Source organism: Parvularcula marina (genome assembly GCF_003399445.1).
Taxonomy (GTDB): Bacteria; Pseudomonadota; Alphaproteobacteria; order Caulobacterales; family Parvularculaceae; genus Parvularcula; species Parvularcula marina.
The window spans coordinates 1,864,521-1,884,768 of sequence record NZ_QUQO01000001.1; the positions used below are offsets into that span (position 1 = coordinate 1,864,521).

22 protein-coding genes are annotated in these 20,248 nt (G+C 58.5%); 12 read left to right on the forward strand and 10 right to left on the reverse strand.

Annotated features, from left to right (window positions below; genetic code table 11):
- Nucleotides 1-35: 35 nt before the first annotated feature.
- The 3 genes from DX908_RS08970 to DX908_RS08980 form a co-directional block, all read right to left on the reverse strand.
- A complete protein-coding gene (locus tag DX908_RS08970; RefSeq protein ID WP_147303764.1) occupies nucleotides 36-572 on the reverse strand; it encodes a hypothetical protein in 537 nt (178 codons plus the stop codon).
- Complete coding sequence (locus tag DX908_RS08975; RefSeq protein ID WP_158548624.1) at nucleotides 535-3,126, reverse strand: M1 family metallopeptidase; 2,592 nt, start codon at nucleotides 3,124-3,126, stop codon at nucleotides 535-537. The genes DX908_RS08970 and DX908_RS08975 overlap by 38 nt, the downstream gene beginning before the upstream one ends.
- Nucleotides 3,127-3,194: 68 nt before the next feature.
- On the reverse strand, nucleotides 3,195-3,950 hold the full coding sequence (locus DX908_RS08980) for an alpha/beta fold hydrolase (RefSeq protein WP_116392011.1): 756 nt from the start codon (nucleotides 3,948-3,950) through the stop codon (nucleotides 3,195-3,197).
- A 244-nt stretch (nucleotides 3,951-4,194) separates the two neighbouring features.
- Here DX908_RS08980 and DX908_RS08985 point away from each other — a divergent pair, with 244 nt between their 5' ends.
- Complete coding sequence (locus tag DX908_RS08985) at nucleotides 4,195-4,968, forward strand: hypothetical protein (RefSeq protein WP_116392012.1); 774 nt, start codon at nucleotides 4,195-4,197, stop codon at nucleotides 4,966-4,968.
- On the opposite strand, the gene pyrF is transcribed toward DX908_RS08985, so the two are convergent.
- Complete coding sequence (gene pyrF, locus DX908_RS08990; protein ID WP_116393043.1) at nucleotides 4,943-5,641, reverse strand: orotidine-5'-phosphate decarboxylase; 699 nt, start codon at nucleotides 5,639-5,641, stop codon at nucleotides 4,943-4,945. The genes DX908_RS08985 and pyrF overlap by 26 nt on opposite strands.
- A gap of 15 nt (nucleotides 5,642-5,656) precedes the next feature.
- On the opposite strand from pyrF, the gene DX908_RS08995 reads away from it, so the two are divergent.
- The gene (locus DX908_RS08995) at nucleotides 5,657-6,277 is read left to right on the forward strand and encodes a hypothetical protein (RefSeq protein WP_158548628.1); all 621 of its coding nucleotides are present in this window, start codon (nucleotides 5,657-5,659) and stop codon (nucleotides 6,275-6,277) included.
- 28 nt (nucleotides 6,278-6,305) lie between these two features.
- Complete coding sequence (locus DX908_RS09000) at nucleotides 6,306-7,292, forward strand: YncE family protein (protein ID WP_116392014.1); 987 nt, start codon at nucleotides 6,306-6,308, stop codon at nucleotides 7,290-7,292.
- Here DX908_RS09000 and DX908_RS09005 read toward each other — a convergent pair.
- From DX908_RS09005 to DX908_RS09025, 5 genes are all read right to left on the reverse strand, one after another.
- On the reverse strand, nucleotides 7,262-7,930 hold the full coding sequence (locus DX908_RS09005) for a glutathione S-transferase (protein WP_116392015.1): 669 nt from the start codon (nucleotides 7,928-7,930) through the stop codon (nucleotides 7,262-7,264). The genes DX908_RS09000 and DX908_RS09005 overlap by 31 nt on opposite strands.
- A complete protein-coding gene (trhO, locus tag DX908_RS09010; RefSeq protein WP_116392016.1) occupies nucleotides 7,927-8,850 on the reverse strand; it encodes an oxygen-dependent tRNA uridine(34) hydroxylase TrhO in 924 nt (307 codons plus the stop codon). Before trhO ends, DX908_RS09005 begins: the two co-directional genes overlap by 4 nt.
- A 31-nt stretch (nucleotides 8,851-8,881) precedes the next feature.
- Nucleotides 8,882-9,565 (reverse strand): endonuclease III, encoded by a 684-nt coding sequence (nth, locus tag DX908_RS09015; protein ID WP_233508661.1) that lies wholly within the window; start codon nucleotides 9,563-9,565, stop codon nucleotides 8,882-8,884.
- Between the two features lie 69 nt (nucleotides 9,566-9,634).
- Nucleotides 9,635-9,967 (reverse strand): DUF2853 family protein, encoded by a 333-nt coding sequence (locus DX908_RS09020; RefSeq protein ID WP_116392018.1) that lies wholly within the window; start codon nucleotides 9,965-9,967, stop codon nucleotides 9,635-9,637.
- A gap of 70 nt (nucleotides 9,968-10,037) precedes the next feature.
- Nucleotides 10,038-10,277, reverse strand: coding sequence for a hypothetical protein (locus DX908_RS09025; protein ID WP_116392019.1), 240 nt, complete (start codon nucleotides 10,275-10,277; stop codon nucleotides 10,038-10,040).
- A 143-nt stretch (nucleotides 10,278-10,420) separates the two neighbouring features.
- Here DX908_RS09025 and DX908_RS09030 point away from each other — a divergent pair, with 143 nt between their 5' ends.
- On the forward strand, nucleotides 10,421-10,993 hold the full coding sequence (locus tag DX908_RS09030; protein WP_116392020.1) for a DUF7010 family protein: 573 nt from the start codon (nucleotides 10,421-10,423) through the stop codon (nucleotides 10,991-10,993).
- A 3-nt stretch (nucleotides 10,994-10,996) separates the two neighbouring features.
- Here DX908_RS09030 and DX908_RS09035 read toward each other — a convergent pair whose 3' ends face one another.
- The gene (locus tag DX908_RS09035; RefSeq protein ID WP_116392021.1) at nucleotides 10,997-12,508 is read right to left on the reverse strand and encodes a mechanosensitive ion channel family protein; all 1,512 of its coding nucleotides are present in this window, start codon (nucleotides 12,506-12,508) and stop codon (nucleotides 10,997-10,999) included.
- A 113-nt stretch (nucleotides 12,509-12,621) separates the two neighbouring features.
- Here DX908_RS09035 and miaB point away from each other — a divergent pair, with 113 nt between their 5' ends.
- From miaB to metK, 8 genes are all read left to right on the forward strand, one after another.
- Complete coding sequence (gene miaB, locus DX908_RS09040) at nucleotides 12,622-13,983, forward strand: tRNA (N6-isopentenyl adenosine(37)-C2)-methylthiotransferase MiaB (RefSeq protein WP_116392022.1); 1,362 nt, start codon at nucleotides 12,622-12,624, stop codon at nucleotides 13,981-13,983.
- Complete coding sequence (locus DX908_RS16175) at nucleotides 13,984-14,448, forward strand: hypothetical protein (RefSeq protein WP_147303765.1); 465 nt, start codon at nucleotides 13,984-13,986, stop codon at nucleotides 14,446-14,448. It abuts the gene before it with no gap.
- 4 nt (nucleotides 14,449-14,452) lie between these two features.
- Nucleotides 14,453-15,439, forward strand: coding sequence for a PhoH family protein (locus DX908_RS09045; protein ID WP_233508662.1), 987 nt, complete (start codon nucleotides 14,453-14,455; stop codon nucleotides 15,437-15,439).
- Complete coding sequence (gene ybeY / locus DX908_RS09050) at nucleotides 15,436-15,927, forward strand: rRNA maturation RNase YbeY (protein ID WP_199564659.1); 492 nt, start codon at nucleotides 15,436-15,438, stop codon at nucleotides 15,925-15,927. The genes DX908_RS09045 and ybeY overlap by 4 nt, the downstream gene beginning before the upstream one ends.
- Nucleotides 15,893-16,873 (forward strand): hemolysin family protein, encoded by a 981-nt coding sequence (locus DX908_RS09055; RefSeq protein WP_199564660.1) that lies wholly within the window; start codon nucleotides 15,893-15,895, stop codon nucleotides 16,871-16,873. Before ybeY ends, DX908_RS09055 begins: the two co-directional genes overlap by 35 nt.
- On the forward strand, nucleotides 16,870-18,504 hold the full coding sequence (gene lnt / locus DX908_RS09060) for an apolipoprotein N-acyltransferase (RefSeq protein WP_116392023.1): 1,635 nt from the start codon (nucleotides 16,870-16,872) through the stop codon (nucleotides 18,502-18,504). Before DX908_RS09055 ends, lnt begins: the two co-directional genes overlap by 4 nt.
- Nucleotides 18,505-18,590: 86 nt before the next feature.
- Entirely contained in the window at nucleotides 18,591-18,995 is a 405-nt protein-coding gene (locus DX908_RS09065) for a helix-turn-helix domain-containing protein (protein ID WP_116392024.1), read from the forward strand.
- Between the two features lie 76 nt (nucleotides 18,996-19,071).
- Nucleotides 19,072-20,241 (forward strand): methionine adenosyltransferase, encoded by a 1,170-nt coding sequence (gene metK, locus DX908_RS09070; RefSeq protein WP_116392025.1) that lies wholly within the window; start codon nucleotides 19,072-19,074, stop codon nucleotides 20,239-20,241.
- The last annotated feature ends 7 nt before the right edge of the window (nucleotides 20,242-20,248 follow it).

Here is a 20,248-nt window from a genome sequence, read left to right on the forward strand (position 1 = left end):
TTCCGCTTGTGTGCCCATGCTTTTCTGTCGCCGCGTTAATGAACGAGGGCGGCTGCGGTACCTTGGGGGTAATCAGCAGTGAAGGTCACCGAATGGATCTTGCCGCCCGGCTCCTCGATATTGATGAGGTTTGACCAGGCTGGATCATAATCAGAGAGAATGCCCGCCTTCGTCACTGTCACGTGACCGGGGATGAGCTGGTAGACATAGGCGTAATTGCCTTCGACCTCGGCGCCGAGTGTCAGAACCTCGCCGCCTGAATAATCGACCCATGAGGCGACATAGCCCGCAAGCTCGATCAGCTGGGATTCATCATCCAGATTGGGGACGCCCACCTCGGGCAGTGCCTCGAGCACGCCCATCGCGTCATGAGCATGAAAGCGCCAGGTGACTTTGGTCACCGGGGCGCCATTCTCCGTGTCATGAAGGAGCGTGCCAACCACCTCCGGCTGACGGTGTGCCCAAGCGGGCACGGCCAGAAGGAGGGTCAGAACGGAGATGAGAAGGAGGCGGAGACCCGCCTCCCCGCGATGATCAGCGGTCGTCGTCAGACGCATCGTCTTCATCATCATTCTCTTCTGCCTCATCCTCGCCGTCGTCTCCGTCATCTTCATTCTCGGTGGCGGCAGGCTGATCCTCTTCTCGCGGCTCATCCGTCAGGGGAACATCCTCCCCTTCAGCTGCTTCACCTTTTTCGCCCTCATCAAGTTCAACCAGCGCATTTGCCATCTGGTTATTCGAGGAGCCCGATGAGCGATAAAGATCGAAACGTGAGCGGCTGATCTTCGGCGGGAAACTGTTGTTGTTTTTATCCGCATCCGCAATTTCATGATAGGGATCGATCTGAACCGACGCGATGGCCTTATCGGTGATGAAGAGCTTCGTCACCCCCTCGGCATCACGGCGCCAGATTTCGGCCGGGATCATCATGAATTCCTCTTCGCCGCCCTCATAGGTGATGAGCAGCGGGATCGGCATGACAAGGCCACCGACATTTCGGAAGTCCATGAAATAGACAAAGGGATCTTCTTCCTGCGCCCGGTCAAAGATCGCGCGTTCGGCCGTATCAAGACCTTCAAGGAATTTCTTATAGTCGTTGCGATCCTTGTTGGTCGGCTCGAACCGGTCCTGTTCTGTATAGAAATCAGAGAGCTGATTGCGACGACGCTGAAGACGGGTGCGGATCCCCTCTTCCCTGTTGCGTTTCACGGCCAGCGGCTCGGGGTAAGCTTCTGAATGCTCCTCACGCTCGAATTCGGATTCGATATCAGGATCCTGCGTTGAAATCCGGTACTCACGAATATCGGCGATTGCGATGTCAACGTGATCCGTCGTGTAGTACCAGCCGCGGAAGAACCAATCGAGATCGACGCCGCTGGTCTCTTCCATGGAGCGGAAGAAATCTGCCGGGGTCGGACGTTTGAAGGCCCAGCGACGGGAATACTCCCGGAACGCCGCATCAAACAGCTCTCGGCCTAGGACTGTCTCCCGCAAGACAACAAGTGAAGCTGCAGGTTTGGAATAGGCGTTCGGACCGAATTGAAGAATCGAATCCGACTGGGTCATGATCGGCACCTGGTTCGTGCTCGTCATATAACCCGTAATGTAGTCGAGAAGATTCACTTCGCCGCCGAAGGCAGGATATTTTTCTTCCCATTCCAGTTCAGCAACATATTCAAGGAAAGTGTTAAGCCCCTCATCCATCCAGGTCCATTGGCGCTCATCTGAGTTCACCGTCATCGGGAAATAGATGTGGCCGATCTCGTGAATGATAACGCCGATCAACCCATATTTGATGCCGCGTGAATAGGTGATCTCACCATCGGGCGCATCTTCCGTATTCGGCCGGTACCCGTTGAATGTAATCATCGGGTATTCCATCCCGCCGCGCTCCCACGCATTCACGGAGATCGCTGTCGGATACGGATATGGGAAAGAGAATTTCGAGTAGACTTCCATCGTGTGGATGACACTCTCTGTCGAGTATTTCGACCAGATCGGCTCGGCCTCATTCGGATAGAATGACATCGCCATCACTGACTGATACTCAGCATTCTCCCATTCCTGCTCAAATCCTTGCGCATCCCAGATGAATTTGCGCGAGGAGGACCAGGCAAAGTCACGGACATTGTCTGCCTTGAACCGCCATGTGCGGCGATTATCCGTACCCTCTTTTTCGTTCTCCGCCGCTTCTTCCGGGGTCACGATGAAGACCGGATTGCTCGAGTCTTTTGCATCTTCGAGACGGTCGCGTTGTTCTGCCGTCAGAACATCATTGGGGTTCTGAAGCTCACCGGTCGAGGCGACGATATGGTCCGCAGGCACCGTGATCGAGACATCGTAATTGCCAAATTCGAGCGTGAACTCACCCCGGCCGAGGAAAGCCTTATTGTGCCAGCCCTCATAGTCCGAGAAGGCAGTCATGCGCGGGAACCACTGCGCAAGGAAGTAGATGCAATCCTTGTCCTGATTATCCGGCGCTTCACCTGTGGGGAAGCACTCATAGCCGCCGCGGCCGCCAACGACGCTCTCGTCGATGATGTTGAATGTCCAGTCGATGTCGAGTTCGAACGTATCGCCGGAACGCAGTGGTTCGGGCAGGTCGATCCGCATATGCGTATCGACGATCGTGTGATCGAGCTCCCGGCCCCGCCGATCAAGAACGGCTTCGATCTTGAAGCCGTGATCGCCATCTTTCAGCGCGTTCTGCCGAGCCAGCGTGCCATAGGCGAGACGGTCCGAACTGCTGCCGCCGGAACGGCGCGAGCCGCTGGTCGCAGATGTCTCAGACATCCGGGCCAAGGAGCCCTCGGCAAACCGGTTCTGGTCAAGCTGGACCCAGAGGTAGCGGAGCGTATGCGGAGAATTGTTGGTGTAGAGGATCGTCTCCGACCCGGTAATGCGCTTCCTGTCTTCATCAAGGGAGACGTCGATGACGTAGTCGGCCTGCTGCTGCCAATAGGCAGGCCCCGGCTCACCGGTTGCGGCCCGAAAGACATTCGGCGTGGGCAGCTTGTCATCGAGCTGTTCGAAGGCGCGCGCTCCGGACCCTGTTCCTGTGAAAGTCTGCGCGGACGCAACACCACCCAAGGCCGCAACAGCGGCCAGCCCGAAGATCAAACGCATTGGGTCTACTCCTTACCCGTACCGGAAGTCGGGCGGAACGTAACGGATATGCCCTGCTTGGGAAGGGCTTAGGCGGCTTCCCGGCCAGACTTTACAAGAACGTCACGTGCGTAATCGACCAGACCGTCCGCCAGCGCATCAACCTGAGAGAGAAACGGCGAGTGCCCGGACGCCAGACGATAGACATCGACATCATTGCGGCGGGCGACCATTTCTTCCTGAAGGACGGTCGGGATCGTCAGATCCTTCTCACACAGGAAATAGCCCTTCGGCACGCTGCCGAACTGTTCTTCAGTCAGAGTGACAGGCGTCAGAAACGGCGCACCCGGCTGCGTGCTGAGGCGGTCCTGACAAAAGCGGATATCGGTGTCGTCACAGTCATTATAGAAAATTGGCGCGGCCAGCTCCTGATTGATCAGAACGTGACTCAGATCCGGCGCCGGTGTGACGGCCGTTGCCATGCGAGGCGCCGGATTGCGGGCCTCAATGGCCATCAGGCTTTCGCCTGACTGCGGCAGATAAGCCGCGATATAGGCCATACCGGCGAGGCGGTTGGCCTGGGCTTCAGCGACCTGCGAGATCACCATGCCCGCCATCGAGTGGCCAACAAGAAATGGATTGTCGTGCTCAACACTTTTGATCGTGTCGCTCACCGCTTCGACGTAATCAGCCATGGTCACGGTCGCTGGATCGCGCTCATCATCACCATGCCCGGGTAGATCAATTGAGATGGCACGGTGCCCCCGCGCCTCGATTGCGCTCACTAGCCGCCGAAAACACCACCGGCCATGAAACGCCCCATGTACTAACACAAACACTGACATACTCTTTCAGCCCCCCCACAGGATTCAGTCTGATCCGTTCGGGGTCTTAAAGAAGAAGGGCTGATACAGGGTGAAAGGGCTGATGAGCATTTGCGCGCGCCGCTTCATCCCCCGCTAACCATAACCCGCTGGGCGTCCGGACAGGAATTTGCTTGCGTCCCGGCGGGTTTCAGGTTGGCTTGAAACGAGTAGAATGGCGGGATGGACAGGTCCGCCTGCGGACCCCGAATTGCCGGAGAGATGAATGCGCCGCGAGAAGAAAAGCGACAGTCTCGAAGTCAGGCTGCCCCACAGCCAGAAACGCGACTTCATGGAGATCTGCAAGGATCAGGAGACGACCGCTTCGGATGTCGTTCGCGCCTTCATCAGCGGCTTTATCGAGGACGCAAAGCAGACAGAAGAAGAACAGGCGCCTTCGCGCCTCAAGGAGCTGTCCATGACTTTCAAAAAGAACCCCCGGAAAACCTTTGGCGCCACAGCAGGTGCTCTCGGTGCATTCGCGCTTTTCGCTGGCACGCCGTCGATGGCCGATGACGATGTCTTTGGCCGCCTCGACAAGAATGGCGACGGCAAGGTCACGGCCGAGGAAATCTCGCCCGAAGGCAGCGAAGGTTATCAAGCCGCCAAATCCATGGTGATGGCCATGGATATCGATGATGACGGCGCGCTGTCGAATTCAGAATTCCAGGGCCCGACCGGCTGTGTCGTTCGCCGTGAGGATTCAATTCAGAAAACCGACGGCGAGGACGCGACCCGCGTCATCAGCATCAAGATGGCCGCCTATAATTTCTCCGACCCGGAGATGAACAAGATCTCGATCACCACCTCTGACATGACAATTGATGCCGACATGGAAGAGGACGAAGCTCAAGCGACGGCTGACTCCATGATGGATGACCTGCGCGAGCGTCTCGTTCTCGAAACCGGTGACGAGGGCATCTGCAACGCCAAAGCAAACGCCAAGATGAAAGTCGAAAAGCGGATCGAGAAGACTAAAGAAATTGAGAAATCTCGGTAAGGATCGCTTTTGCCGCTAGAGCGGGATCATCCACTTTCACAATGGGCCGGCCGACGACCAGTCGGTCGGCTCCTGCTTTTATGGCATCGCCCGGCGTGATCACCCTCTTCTGATCATCAGCCGCCACACCGGCAGGACGGATGCCAGGGGTCACGATCTCAAGCGCATCACCCAGACGGGCACGGATTTCTTTGGCCTCCGCCGCACTGGCGATCACGCCATCGGCGCCCGCCTCTGCCGCCATTTCCGCGCGCAGAAGGACGAGGTCGAGAACGCCCATGCCAATGCCATGATCATTGAGATGCGACTGATCCCAGCTCGTCAGCACGGTGACGGCAAAGATCTTGAGCCGCTCGCTCGCCCGGCCGTTAAGCGCGCCCTTGATGACATCCGTATCCGCATGAACGGTCAGGATGTCGCCGCCAATCGCGCTGAGGCTTTTCACCCCGCGCTCGACCGTCGCACCAATGTCAAAGAGTTTGAGATCGAGGAAGATCTTCTTTCCCGCCTCCCCAAGCTGCCGGGCGAAATCATAGCCGCCAATTGGGAAGAGCTGATAGCCGATCTTATAGAACTGCCCCTCCTCCCCGATGGCGGTAACGACACGCGCGGCCTCCTCAACAGAAGGCAGATCAAGCGCGGTGATAAGGCGGTCCTGAGGAGTAAGAGTCATGGGCGGTGAATAGCCGTGATCGGCGCGTGTCGCCAGCATTCATGGACAAGCCACCCCCACGCCGACATAATTCGAGCAAAACAAGTGGGGTGTGACATGCGGGGATGCCTGATGGGCCTGGGAGGGCTCTTCCTGTTTCTCATCGTCTTTTTTGCAGGAATGATGCTCGTCTTGGCAAAGACCACACGAGGCGCCGCCGAATACGCGGAAACTTCTCTTCTCGAAATCCTGCCCGGCTACGATATCGAAGAACTCGTTCGGCGGGCTGCGCCTGATGCAAAGAGCGCTTTTGGGGGTCAGGAAAGCGTCAAGATGAAGGCATATGTCGCAAAGCATCTGGGCGAGTTCCGGGGCCTTATCGGGGAAGTCTCCTGCCCGAACAGAAGTTTCAATTCTTCTACCGGCGAAGGAATGGTCCGCAGGGCGGAATGCTATGCGACAGCTGAATACGAGAAGCAGAATGCTGAAATTACGATGGTCATCGTGAAACGTGAAGAATGGGGCATAGTCAGTATACGTTTTAATATTGACCACGAATTCGACGACGAGGACGCCATCATCGTCACCAGATTATTGCTACCCGCAAGGCAGGCATCGCAATTCCATCCCGCTTCGGCTGTGAGCCAAACCTCATAACAAGATAGCACTCCCAAGGAGGAAACTCATGTTGTTCCGTACCGCCGCACTTTCTCTTCTCCTGACTGGCGCTGCTCATGCCGACACACTGATCACCGGCAACAAGCAGGAAGCGACGATCAGCTTGATCGATCTTACGACAGGCAAGGAAGCCGCCCGTCTGGAAACAGGACAGGCGCCGCATGAGGTCGCCGTCTCCCCAGACGGCAAGCTCGCCGTTGTCGTCTCCTATCGGGCGCAAGGCTATACGGGAAACACGCTGCATGTCTTTGACATCGAAAAGGCGGAGAAGATCCGCGTCATCGACCTTGGTGATCATCAGGGCCCGCATGGCCTCAAATGGATCCCCGGTACGCGCGAGGTGATCGCGACCACCGAAGTCAGCGAAAACGTCGTCATCGCCAATGTCGATACGGGCGAAGTGACGGGGAGCATCAGTACTGGCCAGCAGGGCACGCATATGGTTGCCCTCAGCCCCGATGCGAAAACCGCGTATACGGCCAATATCGCATCTGGCTCATTCTCCGTCCTTGACCTTGAGGTCCGCTCGAAATCTCGCGACGTGAAGGCTGGGCAAGGCACCGAAGGCATCACCGTCAGCCCGGACGGCAAGGAAGTCTGGGTCGGGAACAACAATTCCCGCTCGGTCATGATCTTTGATGCGGAAAGCTTTGAGATGAGAACCGAGTTGCCCATGGCCGGCATTCCGATTCGTGTAGAGATGAACCCGGACGGCAGCCTTGTCGCCATCAGCTTTCCCGCGCGCCATGAAGTGATCATTCTCGATGCCGTTACCCATGAACAGGTCGCGGTGATTGGCCTTGAGGAAGCCGGCGGGCTCGTCCCCGTCACGCTTCTTTGGTCCCCGGACGGATCAAAGCTCTGGGCCGCAGCTACCAATGCCGCCCGGATCATCGAGATCGAAACGGCAGGCTGGACGATCGGCCGCGCACTCGCCGCGGGCCAAGGGTCGGATGGCCTCGGCTATTCCCCTGTGGATGTCGCGGGGGAATAATCACGCCCGAACAGCACTTCCTCACCTGTCTCTTTCCAGAGCGGGAATTTCTGCATGATCGTAGTGAAGAGCGGCGATGCCATATGCCTTGCCAGCCATGTGTGGACATGCGGCCAGTCCTGCGCATCGAACCAGTCCATATCCGCAATCCGGAACTGACGAATGAAAGGGAAGATCGCATAATCGGCGAATGAGGGCACGGTACCGAAAAGCTGCCCACCAACCGTCAACCTTTCATTCAGTCCCGTGATGAATGCGGCGCCCGCCGCGCGGTGCACTTCGGCATCGGCGTCTTCATAGCGCGTCGCATATTTATAACGGTCGAGGTGATGCTTGAACGGCCCGTCATTCTCCGCAATCAGCTCGCGCATTTCCTCCGTTAACGGCAAAAGCGGGCCCTCACCCGTCCGCACAGCCCATTCCATGACAGCAAGGCTTTCATCGATCACCTCCCCATCCGGCAGGACCAGCGCCGGCACGGTACCCTTGGGCGAAGCGGTGAGCATCTCCTCCGGCTTATCCTTCAGCAAGATCTCCCGCAGGCGAACCTTATGCCCCATCAGGCAGAGCGCCATCCGCGCCCGCATCGCATAGGGGCAGCGCCGGAAGGAATAAAGAACGGGCAGGCTAGCCGTCACGACTTATCCGATGGGGTGCCGAGATGCGCCTCGCCTCGCGCGCGGGATAACGCAATCTGCTTCTGGCGTTCAGCAAAACCTTTGCGCTTCTCTTCGTCATATTCCTCAATACACTGAGGACAGGAGACGCCTTCGACGTAAGCCGGGTCCGCCTTCATCTCATCGTCGATCGGACGGCGGCAGGCAAAGCACTGATCATAAGTTCCAAGCTCTAGGCCGTGGCCAACGGACACCCGCCCATCAAAGACAAAGCATTCGCCCTGCCATTTGCTATCCGCTTCGGGCACATGCTCAAGATATTTGAGGATGCCGCCCTTGAGGTGCACGACATCATTGTCCCCTTTTGACAAAGCATACGCCGTCGATTTCTCGCATCGGATACCGCCGGTACAGAACATCGCCACCCGCTTACCGGGGTTCTCTGCGCGGAACTTGTCATACCATGCAGGGAAATCCCGGAAGGATTCCGTCTGCGGATTGATCGCGCCCTCAAAAGTGCCGATCCCGACCTCGTAATCATTGCGCGTATCGATGACGACCGTATCAGGGTCGGAGATCACCTCATTCCAGTCTTCCGGCGCAACATAGCTGCCGACCTGCTTGATCGGACTGATCCCCGGCACCCCCATGGTGACGATTTCCTTCTTGAGACGGACTTTTGCCCGCAGGAAAGGCTGGCTCTCGGCATGGCTTTCTTTGTGCTCCAACCCCGCACAGCCAGGCAACGCGCGGACCGCGGCCAGCACCGCATCAATCCCTTCGCGGTCACCTGCAATCGTGCCGTTCACCCCTTCGGGCGCGAGCAGGATCGTGCCCTTAACCTCATGCGCAGCCATGACGGATTGCAGCGTCTCCTGATGGCGCGCGAGATCCTCAAGCGGGGTGAAATGGTAAAGGGCGGCAACGACGATATGGCTCATGCCCGCCCTATATCGCCTTGGCGCCCGGAAATTAAGCCGTCTTCTTTTTGGCAACTGGTTTGGCAGGTATCGCCGCACCCGGTGCGAGCTTTTTCGGGCTGTACCCGCAGAGATCCGCGACAACGCACCGCCAGCATTCAGGTGTCCTCGCCTTGCAGAGATAGCGGCCATGAAGGATCAGCCAGTGATGCGCCCCGCGCCGATATTCCTCCGGCGTGACTGTCAACAGCCGGTCCGCCACCTGATCGGCCGTCTTGCCGATGGCAAGCCCCGTCCGGTTCGAGACCCGAAAGATATGGGTATCAACCGCAATCGTTGGCTGACCGAAAACCTCATTACACACCACATCGGCGGTTTTGCGGCCAACGCCGGGGAGCTTCTGAAGCTCATTGCGGTCGTCCGGCACCTCGCCGTTATATTCGTCGATCAGCATCTGTGAGAGCGCGATGACATTCTTTGCCTTGTTCCGCCACAGACCGATCGTCTTGATGTAACCGGCCAGTCCTACTTCACCGAGCGCGACCATCGCCTCCGGCGTGTCCGCCACCTTGAAGAGCGGCCCGGTCGCCTTGTTGACACCGACATCGGTCGCCTGCGCCGAAAGAGCGACGGCAACCAGCAGCGTATACGGAGAATGGAAATTGAGTTCTGTCTTTGGCTCCGGCATTTCCGCAGAGAGCCGGGCGTAGAATTCCGCAATTTTCGCGCGCGTCATGGGGCGGGGCATGCGGGACGCCGTACATGGAATTGGCCGGGCAGCAAAGGCCGCCCAGCCAAAATCGGCTCAGACCTTGTCGAGCGTACCCGTGTTTTTCGCGAGCAGGTAATAGAACGGCACGCGGTGCTTGTTGCCGCCGTCACCAGCCATCTGCACACAGACTTCGTTGATCTTCTCCATGATCTGGTCATCGGAATGCCCGGCATCAAGGCCGAGATGCTTTTTCGCAAAGCCGTCGCGGATGCGCTCGAGCTCTGAATTATCAGAGCAAGAGACGAGAGAGGAATCCCGGTTCTGAAGTGCGATGCCAAGTTTTTTGGCAATGCTTGTTACGGTGCCTTCGTCCGCATCAGCATCATATTTGCGGACTTTTTCGACATATTCGGAATAATCGGCCATCGGGCTCTCCTCCTGCTTGAAACAACCAGGAAGTGTTAAACCTGCTTTGATGGCAAGGAAAAGGCAGGAATCAGGATTTCCGGGCCTTCATCAATTGCCACGCAAAGAGAATGAAGCTGGCTGCGCCCGCGATCAGAATGCCGGCATGGACCTCGTTGGGAATTCTCGCCGCGATCTGGTCCGGGAAGGACATCTGCAACAGATAGTAGATGACGAAAATCACCGAAGGGATGGCCGCCCATTTAGGGCTGCTGCCTTTCGTCGGCGACGCTTCATCGCTTGCATTCCGCTCAAGATCGCCGATCGACATCGTTATCCTCACATTCTGTGCGGCGTCACCTTAGCACACTTACCGGCGAACAAAGTTGAGACTTTTTAGCAGGAGGACTTGCACTGAACTGTTTTGGCAATATGTTTGCTTTTTAAACTGTGATGCCGGAACAGGAGCCACCCATGCAGACCGATACATTGCGCGAGGCGCTGAACGCAGAGCGGCGGGCAAGCTATCTTCGGCTGGGCGGCGGTTGGCCCATTCCGCTGGCGGGCACGGTTTATTGGGCGGCACTCGCCCTCCTCGGCTATACCGGGTTCAGCTTGAGCGAATGGTCGATGGCCGCCTTTTTCGGCACAGGCGCGATCTTTCCCATGGCGCTTATTTTTGCGGCCCTCTTTCGCAATCCCTTCATGAAGGAGAAGACGGCTGTCACGTCCGTCCTTGTGCCGACCTTCATATCCATGCTGCTCTTCTGGCCGATGATCATTGCCGCGATGCAGGCTGCGCCGGAGCTGATCCCCCTGATCCTCGCCATCGGCCTGTCGCTGCACTGGCCGGTCATCGGCTGGAGCTATGGGCGGACCTCACTTTATACCGCCCATGCTGTCATCCGGGCCGTCATGGTGCTGATGATCTGGCTTTATCTGCCGGATGAGCGCCTGACCCTACTGCCGCTATCGGTCGCCGGGATCTATCTTCTGACGGTCCTCGCGATCCTTATCGACACGAAGGCCTTGGCGCGGCGGAGATAAAGATTACTCCGACGCCTCGACTTTCGCTTCGGTAAGGGTTGGCAGTGTCACTGCGCTCGATTTGATATGCAGGTCCCGCTGCGGGAACGGAATTTCGATGCCGTTCTCATGCAGGCGCTCCCAGATGCCCATCATGACCTCGGATTTGACATTGGAAATGCCGTTGGGCGGATCATTGATCCAGAAGCGCAGGTCGAAATTGACCGAACTGTCACCGAATTCCATCAGGTTACAGACAGGTTTGGGGGTTTCCAGCACGCGCGGCACTTCGGCTGCGGCCTCAGTTGCGAGCTTCTGGACCAGCCGCAGATCTCGCTGGTCATACGTCACTCCGAACGGCGCATGGATACGCACGGCCCGGTCGCTATGCGACCAGTTGACGACACCCTCATCGATGAAGATCGAGTTCGGCATCAGGATATTGTGCCCGTCCCGTGTGCGGATCGCGACGTAACGGCTCTTCATTTCGGTGATCCAGCCAAAGACGCCATCGACCTCAATCGTATCGCCGGGCTTGATCGATTTGTCCGCAAGCAGCGTGAACCCGGCAAGGAAATTGCCGATCACCTTTTGCAGACCAAGGCCGATCCCCAAACCGACCGCGCCCGAGAATACCGCCAGTGAGGCGAGATTAAAGCCGATCATCTGTAGCGCGATGACGAGCGCAATGATCGGCAAGGCAAAGTTGAGGATCTTCTCGAGCAGTGCCCGGAAGGACGGGTTCAGCTCCTCGACATTCTCAAGCTGACGGCTGATCAGGGAGGAGGCAAAAGACGCAATCCAGAAGAAGATTGCAAAGATGATCCCGGCCCGGACAATGTCGAGCATGGAGATCGTGACCGCTGCATTGTCCCCCTCCGCAGGGGCAAGGGTCAGGGACGCCGCCTCAAGCTGGGCAACGACATCGCCGAGAATGCCGAACGCATCGAGCGCCGCAATCGGCCATGCGACATAGAAGGCCACCTTCGACCAGAAGGGTGAGCGGATGATGAGCGTGACCAACCGGATGAAGATCGCCGCCGCCAAAAGGCTTTGCGCAGCCGATAATAACCCGTTCGAGGCATCCATCGCGCCGACAAAACTCATGAAGATGCCGAGCGTGATCCAGAGCGCGATCAGGGTCGCGACCGTTGCCAGCGCATCACAGGCGCGGCGCAGAATGCCTGCGGGTACCCGGTGGCGGACATGTTTCTCGATCAGCCGCTTCAGCTTCGGCCCGAAAATGATCGCCGGCACGAAGGCGATGAGAAGCAGGCCGAGCTGGATCAGCATGTTGAGGGTCAGGATATTCTCCTGCGTCCACGCCCATAGCTCGAGCCCGCGTTGCCGCAGGCCATCAACCGCGAGAATCTCTGAGAGCCCCGAATCCCCCTGCGCCGGCGGGGTCTGCCCGGGCGGCGTCACAGCCGCTTCGCCGGGAATGTCGCTGGTGACCGGCTCGGCCTGTTGGGGCGCGGCGTCCGCCTCATTGGCGGGGGGCGGCGTCTGGTCGGTCTGGGCGTCGGTTTCCTGCAAGGGGGCCTCTAGTTTAAGTCCGTCATCGGCCGGGCCCGGCTACTCCCGGCGCGGCCACCATAAATCTGCAACCCCCTACCCTGATGGCCCCCTTTTCGGCTAGAGCCCTGCGAATGAGTGAAAATTCCGCCCCGACGCCCCCGAAAAAGGTCCATGTGAAGACCTGGGGCTGCCAGATGAATGTCTATGATTCAGAGCGCATGACCGGCCTTCTGAAGCCGCTCGGCTATGCGCCGACGGAGATCGCCGAAGAGGCCGACCTCGTCATCCTGAATACCTGCCACATTCGCGAGAAGGCAGCCGAGAAACTCTATTCGGAGCTGGGGCGCCTGAAAAAACATGGCCGCAATGCCGACGCCAAGATCGCGGTCGCCGGCTGCGTTGCGCAGGCCGAAGGCGCCGAGATCCGCGCCCGCGCGCCGCAAGTCGATCTTGTCTTTGGGCCGCAAAGCTATCACCGCCTGCCCGAGATGATCGCCCGCGCCGCCCGTGAAAAGGGCGAAGTGCTGGAGACCGAATTCGAGGCGGAGGAGAAATTCGACGCCCTCGGACAATCCCGCGAGGCGGAAGGCTATACCGCCTTCGTCACCGTGCAGGAAGGGTGCGATAAATTCTGCACCTTCTGTGTCGTCCCCTATACCCGCGGTGCGGAAATTTCGCGCAGTACGGATGATATTACCGCCGAGGTGCGCAGCCTGGCCGCCCAAGGCGTGCGCGAAGTCACCATGCTCGGCCAGAACGTCAATGCCTGGCATGGCGCAGCGCCCGCTGGGTCGGGAGCGGATGATTGGGGCCTTGGCCAGCTTTGCCGCCACATTGCGCGGATCGATGGGATTGAGCGCATCCGCTTTACGACCTCTCACCCGCGCGATATGGATGACGAGCTGATCGCCGCCTTTGGCGAGGAAGAAAAGCTGATGCCCTATCTGCACCTGCCGGTGCAGTCGGGTAGCGATCGCATCCTGAAAGCGATGAACAGGGGGCATACGGCGGAAGACTATCTGCGCCAGATCGAGGCTGTCCGTGCGGCCCGTCCCGATATCGCCATTTCCGGCGACATGATCGTCGGTTTTCCGGGTGAGGATGATAAGGCGTTCGAAGAAACAATGGCGCTGGTCCGTGAGGTGAATTACGCCAGCTGTTTCTCTTTCAAATATTCCCGCCGTCCGGGCACGCCCGGCGCGACCATGCCCAAACAGATCGCCGAAGAGATCAAATCCGCGCGCCTGCTCGAATTGCAGGCCCTCCTTGAAGACCAGAAGCAGACCTTCAATGCGGGTCTTGTCGGCAAGACCCTGCCGGTTCTGTTCGAGAAGAAAGGGCGCAGCCCCGGCCAGCTCTCCGGCCGCAGTCCCTATCTGCAGGGCGTTTTCGCCGAAGGCCCCGAGAGCCTGATCGGACAGATTGTCCCTGTGCTGATCACGGGCACGCATCCGAACAGCCTGTCGGGTCAGCTTGTGCGTGAAGCAGCATAGATGCCCAAAACGGCATCACATATAGTCGCCTTCAGCCTCGCCCTCGCTGCCTGTAGTGCCACACCTAACCCTACACGGATAGATGGGCCGGCACTTTTTGAGGCTCGCATTTCATCCGTAAACTATGTCGGCCTCGAAGAGCAGCTTAACACTCGCACCTCAGATGGTGCCGTTGTCATGGGAAGTGTTTACGAGCTTGTCGTTGAAGTTGTTGATATTCATTATGGCGATGACTCGATCCGTAATGGTTTCGTCCACATCATCCAAACATCTGCTGGAAGCCTGAAGCCAAGTGACGAGATTTTATTGTACGTACCCGAAACGATTGCTGAAGAAATGAATCTTTCGACGTGGTGGAGAAGCCCGAAACCTTACTGCATTTCTAACTCTGAAGTTACGTCAGTCAGTGCAGAACAGGCGTTTGCAAATGCAGAGATACGCGGCACCGATTTGTGTTTAGGATAACGATTTGACCGACACCGAAACCCTGACCTTTGATCGCAATGAGCTGATGTCGGACCTTTGCGGGCCGCATGACACCAATCTGCTGCTGATCGAGAACCTGCTCGGCGTGAAAGTCCTGCCGCGCGGCAACCAGATCACTTTAAGCGGATCGGACGGCGCGCGGTTGCAGGCAAAAGCCGCCCTTCAATCCCTCTACGGACGGTTAGAAAAGGGCCTGCCCATTGCCGGCGCTGATGTCGAGGCCGCGCTTCGCCTGATTGGTGAGGATAGCGGCACGAAAGAGACATCCGCCGGTCCGGCCCTGACCTTCCCCCGGCGGACGGTTGTCGGACGCACCCGCGCCCAGATCGAATACCTCACCTCCATGTCGAAGAACGAGCTGGTCTTTGGCGTCGGCCCGGCGGGGACCGGCAAGACCTATCTCGCCGTCGCCCATGCCGCGCTTCAGCTCAAACAGGAAAAGATCGAGCGCATCATCCTGTCGCGTCCCGCGGTTGAGGCGGGTGAGCGCATCGGCTTTCTGCCCGGCGACATGAAAGAGAAGGTCGATCCCTATCTGCGACCCCTTTACGATGCGCTTTATGATGTTCTGGGTCATGAATATGTCGACCGGCGCATCGACAAGGAAATCGAAATCGCGCCGCTCGCCTTCATGCGGGGGCGGACGCTGTCGCGCGCCATGGTCGTTCTCGACGAAGCGCAGAATGCGACCATCGCCCAGATGAAAATGTTCCTGACGCGGCTGGGGGAAGGCTCCGCCATGATCGTCACGGGCGATCCGAGCCAGACCGACCTGCCCGATGCGAGCCAATCCGGCCTTCAGGACGCGCTCTCGCTCCTCAACGGCATCGACGGCGTTTCCATCACCCGCTTCACCGGCGATGACGTGGTCCGCCACCGGCTCGTCAAGGAAATCGTCAATGCCTATGACGCGCGCGATCAGGCCCGCATGGCGAAAAGCCGCAAGCCATCGCGTGAGGGCAAATCGTGATCAGCCCGGATATCTCGATCGAGAATGAGGGCTGGCAGAAATTCGATATCGAAACGATCGTGTCGACCTGCCTGTCTTCCCTAGAGGCCGAAGCCCCGGACGGCATGCGCCCCGGTGAGGTCGTTCTCCTTTTTACCGATAATGACGCCGTCCATGAGCTGAACCGCGAATGGCGCGGCAAGGACAAGCCGACCAATGTGCTCTCCTTTCCGGCGGAGGATTTCCCTGTGCCGGAGGGGGAGGCTGCACCGCTTGGAGACATTGCTCTTGCCCTCGAAACCTGCCTTTCTGAGGCGGACGAAAAAGACATCTCCCCTGAGGCGCATCTTTCCCATTTGATCCTTCATGGAATTTTGCATCTATTGGGGTATGATCATATTTCGGACAGTGACGCGGCGGAGATGGAAGACCTCGAACGCCGCCTGCTGGCAAGAATAGGGATAGCCGACCCTTATGGATCGGCCGCCGATGGAGAAAGCGATGCCTGACGGCGCCGGGCCGTCTATTGTCCCCGCAGAAAATGCGGGGCCGGACATTCCTCAACAGACACGCCGCCGCGGCTGGTGGCGGTTATTTTCAGGCAAGCCTGAAGAATCCTTCATTCATGGTGACACCCTGAATGGCGCGGCAGCGTTCCACGACGCCAGCGAGGCTGAGCGCGAGATGATGACGCGCATCGCGGCCTTCAAGAAAAAGCGTGTCGATGACGTCGCGATCCCGCGCGCCGATATTGTCGGCGTCGATGTCGAGACCGATATCCGTGACTTGCTCAAGACTTTTTCGGAGGCGAACCATTCTCGCCTGCCGGTCTATCGCGGTGATCTCGATGACCCGCTAGGCGTTGTGCACATCAAGGACGTCGTTGGCCTGCTCGCGGATGATCCAGCGGACGCGGTGCCCGGCAATGGCACCGCGCTCTCAAGCCTTGTTCGCAAGATCCTTTATGTGCCGCCATCCATGCCGGTCACTGAGTTGCTGCTGCGGATGCAGGCAAGCCGGGTCCACATGGCGCTCGTCATTGATGAGTTCGGCGGCACCGACGGGCTCGTGACCATTGAGGATCTTGTCGAACTGATCGTCGGGGATATCCGCGATGAGCATGACGACATGGAAGACTTTACCATCGACAAGATTTCCGAGGGCAAATGGAATGTCGATGCGCGCGTGCCGCTCGATGACCTTCAGGAACAGCTCGGCGTGCGCTTTGCGCTAGAGGATCATGACGCCGATACGCTAGGCGGGCTTGTCTTCTCACTGGCGGGCCGAGTGCCCATGCGGGGCGAGATCATTTCGCATCCGAACGGGGCAGAGATCGCGATCCAGGAAGCCGATCCCCGGCGCATCCAGCGGGTCACCTTACGCATGTTGCCAAGACCTGCGGCGGCAGATACGCCCGAAGGCGGAGAACTGAACGAGGCCACCGCCGCCAAATGACCCCCAAGGTCACGACTGAGCAGACGACGGATCGATGGGGCGCGATCAGTACCCTTATCAACCGTGAAGCAAAGCGGCTGGCCGAGACCCGCGGCTGGAGCCGATACGGCATTGCCTTCGGGTTTGGTGCCCTGACGGCAACGGCGCTTGCTCCCTATTATATCCTGCCGGCGCTGGCGGTCGGGCTTTGCGGTCTCGTGATCCTGCTGGATGGCGCGATGGCCTCTCAAACACCGAAGCGCATGGCGTTCCTGACCGGATGGGCCTTCGGTTTCGGCTACTTTCTTTTCGGGATGTACTGGCTCGGCTTTGCCTTTCTGGTGCAGGCGGATCAGTTCGGCTGGATGATCCCGATTGCGATCCCGGCCTTTACCGGGTTCCTTGGATTATTCAGTGCCCTGCCGGCATGGCTGGCCGCCTTTGTCTGGCGACCCGGCATTGCGCGAATTGCGGCGCTCGCCGGCTTCTGGGCCATCTTCGAATTCCTGCGCGGGAATATCCTGACCGGCTTTCCGTGGAACCTGATCAGCCAGAGCTTTGCGGGGACGGCCCTTCTTGCTCAGCCCGTGGCGTGGGTCGGCCCTTATGGCTACTCCCTTATCCTCGTCTTTCTTGCCATGCTGCCCGCCGCCGCCATTACGGGAGCGGAACGGTTAAGCTTGCGGCCGCTTTTCGGGTTTGCAGCAGGCATCGCCGGCATCCTTCTATTCGGGATCATCCGCCTCGCTGGGGAGCCCGCCTTCCGCGAGGACGCGCCGAAGCTGGTTATCGTTCAGCCCAATGTCGCCCAGCGCGACAAATTCGATAGCGCCAAGCAAGCCGAGAACTTTCGCCGGATGATCGAGCTGACCCGCCAGGAAGCGGGCGAGGAAGAGCCCGCCCTCGCCGTCTGGCCGGAGAATGCGCACCCTTATCTTGCCAATGCGTCGGATGCGCCGGGCTTTTTCGGTTCAACCCTGCCCCAAGGGACCACCCTCATTGCAGGGACAGTCCGCAGCTGGGAGGATGAGAGCCATACCCGGTATGGCAATTCGGTCGCGATTTTCGGGACCACGATGGATGGCGAGAAGCCGCTCGATGCGGTCTACGACAAGCATCACCTCGTTCCCTTTGGAGAATATCTACCCCTCAAGGGCCTCCTCACCTCACTCGGTCTCAGCCAGCTCGCTCCCTTCGCAGAGGGTTTCACGGCAGGTCCGGGCCCGCGTACTTTTGACGCAGCCGGGATAAAAATCGCGCCGCTCATCTGTTACGAGGACGTATTCCCCCGTCAGCTTTACCCCAAAAACGAGAGGCCCGAGTTGCTCGTCGTTGTCACCAATGACGCGTGGTTTGGGGATAATGCAGGGCCTCGCCAGCATCTCGACATTTCCAGATTGCGGAGCATCGAAAGCGGCCTTCCCATGGCACGGGCCGCAAATACTGGGATCTCGGGAGTTTTCGATGCTCGCGGAAGACTTCTCCAAGAAATCCCGCTATACCAGCAGGACGTCATATCGATTCCGGTGCCGTCCGCCGGGGCGCGCACGCTTTACGGGAGCTTTGGCGAATTGATGTTTGTTTTCCTGCTCTTCGCAGCCGCGTTCATAAACTTTTATGTTAAACTTGATGCAACGGTTGAGCACGCGTAGACGCCGCGAATCCATTTCGTGTGTAAAACCGTTGTTGAGGCGTATGCTTAGTGACCAATAAAGTGAACAAAAGAGCCCCTCACCCTATGGATATTCATGTCGGCAGCCGCGTTCGGCTTCGCCGCATGATGAAAGGGATGAGTCAGGATAAACTCGGTGAAGAACTCGGTCTCACCTTTCAGCAGGTCCAGAAATACGAAAAGGGTGTGAACCGTATCGGCGCCAGCCGCCTCTACGATATCTCCCGCATCCTCGAAGTCCCCGTTCAGTTTTTCTACGATGACTTCGGCGCCTCCGCGAACGGCAACATGATCGGCTTCGCCGAAGACAAGCAGCCGGAATATGAAGGCGAGAAGGGCGATTTCTTTGCGACGCTCGCAACGCCGGAAGGCATGCAGCTTTCTCGTGCTTTCTCCCGGATCAATGATCCCCAGGTTCGCCGCCGGGTTCTCGAGCTCGTCAAAGCCCTAGCTGAAGAAGAAGAGCGCTGAGGCATCCTTCGCTCTTGCGATGTGCTCGGCATTCAGGGATATAAACCTTTCCTTATATGATTTGGAAAGGCGCCAGATGCCCTCTGATACTTATCTCTTCACGTCTGAATCCGTTTCCGAAGGTCACCCGGACAAGGTCTCCGATCAGATTTCTGACGGCATTGTTGACCTTTATCTGGGCCGTGACCCCGAAGCCCGCGTTGCGGTCGAAACGCTGACGACGACGAACCGCGTCGTGCTTGCCGGCGAAACGCGCTGCGCAGCCGACGTCTCTGCGGATGAGATGATCGAGACCGCGCGCCGGGTGATCAAAAAGATCGGCTATGAGCAGGAAGGCTTTCATTGGGAGAAGGCCGCGATTGACTGCTACGTCCACGAACAGTCGACCGAGATCGCGCAAGGCGTTGATTCGGGCGAAGACAAGGAAGAAGGCGCGGGCGATCAGGGCCTGATGTTCGGCTTTGCCTGCGATGAGACCCCTGAGCTGATGCCGGCGCCGATCGCCTTCAGCCACCGGATCGTCAAGGCGCTGGCCGATGCGCGCCATTCTGGCCGCCGCCCGGAATTCCAGCCCGATGCCAAAAGCCAGGTCACCTTACGCTATGAAAACGGCCGCCCGGTCACCGCGACCTCCGTCGTGGTCTCGACCCAGCATCAGGATGGTCTGAGCCAGGACGATATCCGTCAGCTCGTCCGACCCTTCGTTCTTGAATGCCTGCCCGATGCGGACTGGATGTGTGCGGAGGAAGATTTCTACGTCAATCCGACCGGCAAGTTTGTCATTGGTGGCCCGGATGGCGATGCGGGCCTGACCGGCCGCAAGATCATTGTTGATACCTATGGCGGGGCCGCGCCGCATGGTGGCGGCGCCTTCTCTGGCAAGGATCCGACCAAGGTTGACCGCTCGGCAGCCTATGCCTGCCGCTATCTTGCCAAAAATGTCGTAGCCGCGGGGCTCGCCCGCAAATGCCTGATCCAGGTTTCCTATGCCATTGGCATCGCCAAGCCGCTGTCGGTTTATGTCGATCTGACCGATGGCGAAGTTGATCCTTCCAAGCTGGAAAAAGTACTCAGTGAAGTGATGGATCTGCGCCCCAAAGGCATCCGCACCCATCTGGGGCTGAACAAGCCTATCTATGAGCGCTCCGCCGCTTATGGTCATTTTGGCCGCGAGCCCGACGCCGATGGCGGTTTCTCCTGGGAGAAGACCGATCTCGTCGACGAACTCAAACGCGCCTTCTCGTAACGGAAAA

Bases quoted from the DNA above. Each gene is read 5' to 3' on its own strand.
- DX908_RS08970 (WP_147303764.1), bottom strand. From the start codon at position 572: ATGATGATGAAGACGATGCGTCTGACGACGACCGCTGATCATCGCGGG.
- DX908_RS08975 (WP_158548624.1), bottom strand. From the start codon at position 3,126: ATGCGTTTGATCTTCGGGCTGGCCGCTGTTGCGGCCTTGGGTGGTGTT.
- DX908_RS08980 (WP_116392011.1), bottom strand. From the start codon at position 3,950: ATGTCAGTGTTTGTGTTAGTACATGGGGCGTTTCATGGCCGGTGGTGT.
- DX908_RS08985 (WP_116392012.1), top strand. From the start codon at position 4,195: ATGCGCCGCGAGAAGAAAAGCGACAGTCTCGAAGTCAGGCTGCCCCAC.
- pyrF (WP_116393043.1), bottom strand. From the start codon at position 5,641: ATGACTCTTACTCCTCAGGACCGCCTTATCACCGCGCTTGATCTGCCT.
- DX908_RS09000 (WP_116392014.1), top strand. From the start codon at position 6,306: ATGTTGTTCCGTACCGCCGCACTTTCTCTTCTCCTGACTGGCGCTGCT.
- trhO (WP_116392016.1), bottom strand. From the start codon at position 8,850: ATGAGCCATATCGTCGTTGCCGCCCTTTACCATTTCACCCCGCTTGAG.
- nth (WP_233508661.1), bottom strand. From the start codon at position 9,565: ATGACGCGCGCGAAAATTGCGGAATTCTACGCCCGGCTCTCTGCGGAA.
- DX908_RS09020 (WP_116392018.1), bottom strand. From the start codon at position 9,967: ATGGCCGATTATTCCGAATATGTCGAAAAAGTCCGCAAATATGATGCT.
- DX908_RS09025 (WP_116392019.1), bottom strand. From the start codon at position 10,277: ATGTCGATCGGCGATCTTGAGCGGAATGCAAGCGATGAAGCGTCGCCG.
- DX908_RS09030 (WP_116392020.1), top strand. From the start codon at position 10,421: ATGCAGACCGATACATTGCGCGAGGCGCTGAACGCAGAGCGGCGGGCA.
- miaB (WP_116392022.1), top strand. From the start codon at position 12,622: ATGAGTGAAAATTCCGCCCCGACGCCCCCGAAAAAGGTCCATGTGAAG.
- DX908_RS16175 (WP_147303765.1), top strand. From the start codon at position 13,984: ATGCCCAAAACGGCATCACATATAGTCGCCTTCAGCCTCGCCCTCGCT.
- DX908_RS09055 (WP_199564660.1), top strand. From the start codon at position 15,893: ATGGATCGGCCGCCGATGGAGAAAGCGATGCCTGACGGCGCCGGGCCG.
- lnt (WP_116392023.1), top strand. From the start codon at position 16,870: ATGACCCCCAAGGTCACGACTGAGCAGACGACGGATCGATGGGGCGCG.
- DX908_RS09065 (WP_116392024.1), top strand. From the start codon at position 18,591: ATGGATATTCATGTCGGCAGCCGCGTTCGGCTTCGCCGCATGATGAAA.
- metK (WP_116392025.1), top strand. From the start codon at position 19,072: ATGCCCTCTGATACTTATCTCTTCACGTCTGAATCCGTTTCCGAAGGT.